Genomic DNA, 1293 nt, shown 5'->3' on the forward strand with positions numbered 1-1293 from the left:
CCGCCCGTTTTTCGGCGGCAGTAAGCCCTCGCCGCCGGGTCGAGTCCGTAAAACCGCATTGTTTCGGACGGTGCTGCCGAATTTCGCTTTTCAGGCTTGCCTTGCGGGATTGTCGGCGCACGGTTTTGCCTGAAAACACGCCGCTCCGAGCCTGAGCAACGTGCTTCGGTACTTGGGTACGGAAGCACGGTACTCAGGTACCAAACTTTCGTACCCGGGTCCCGAGTCTTGGGACCCGGGTACCAAGATTTTGGACCCGGGTCCCGAACCTGCGTCCCCGGATACCACGGCTGCGGACCCGAGTACCAAATCTGCGGACCTGGGTCCCAAGTTTGCGTACTTGAGTACCGAAACCTCGTACTCAGGTGCGAAAGTTCGATCCTGCACTCTGAAAGCCGTGCGTTTGTTTGCGTAAACCCCGCGGAGACGCGCGAAAATTCGGCGCGTTCCCGCACCTCCGAAAACCCGCTGCCGAGAGCCGCCTTTCCCGCGGAACTGCCCCTTGCACGTTCCTTGTTTCCCTTGCTATTATGCCTTTACGGCAAAAAGAGGGCGCGGCGGTTTGCTGGAACAAAGACTTTTGCCGGAAAAAATAAATCGAGCCGGATAGGGAGGAAAAAACTATGGCTATGATTCAGGACGGACAGGACGGCGAACTCGTCGCCTGTTTGGATAAACTGAAAACCGCTTTGCGCGCTTTTCTGCGCGAGGTATTGCCGCCTCTGCCGCTTTTTCCCGACTGCCTTCGCTGGGAAGAAACCGTGCTCAGCAGTCTGCCGGAAATTCTGAGCGACGAAGCCTGCGCGAATAACAAGGCGGCACAGAGCATCGACGCCCTTGATATGGACGCATTGCTCAAAATCCTGTCCCAGTATTGGGATGATTTGGCAAAAGCGTATAACGAAGCCGAAGATTATCCCTACGGCGGCTTTTATGACGACAGCAGGATATTATTGCACAGGATACAGCTTATCCGTACCGATACGGCGCGGCAAAAGCACGCTGTGCGGAAGTCTGTCCAAATCCTGAAGGATTTTGCGAATGACGTGCTTGGCGCGGAACTCTGAACAGAAGACGTAGTGCTGCCGCGAATCTGTTGAAGTTAAACCCGCTCCCGCCAGCATTCACGTCATGCATCCCCTACCGCTGCACCCGCCCCGAACCGTCGCCTTTCAGCAGCGCTTCCACTTGGGCGCGCGTCGTCAGGTTGAAGTCGCCGGGCACGGAGTGCTTGAGGCACGAGGCGGCGACCGCGAAGTCGAGCGCGCGCTGTTCGTCGCCGGGGAACTCCAG

General features: G+C 57.5%; 1 protein-coding gene. It reads left to right on the plus strand.

Annotated elements, in window-relative coordinates; all coding sequences use genetic code 11:
- Positions 1-623: 623 nt before the first annotated feature.
- Positions 624-1067 (plus strand): hypothetical protein, encoded by a 444-nt coding sequence (locus AWU74_RS05680; RefSeq protein WP_062328482.1) that lies wholly within the window; start codon positions 624-626, stop codon positions 1065-1067.
- The last annotated feature ends 226 nt before the right edge of the window (positions 1068-1293 follow it).

Source organism: Treponema endosymbiont of Eucomonympha sp. (assembly GCF_001028545.1).

What these genes read in the sequence shown, in the direction of transcription:
- AWU74_RS05680 (WP_062328482.1), top strand. Translation starts at nt 624, where the DNA reads ATGGCTATGATTCAGGACGGACAGGACGGCGAACTCGTCGCCTGTTTG.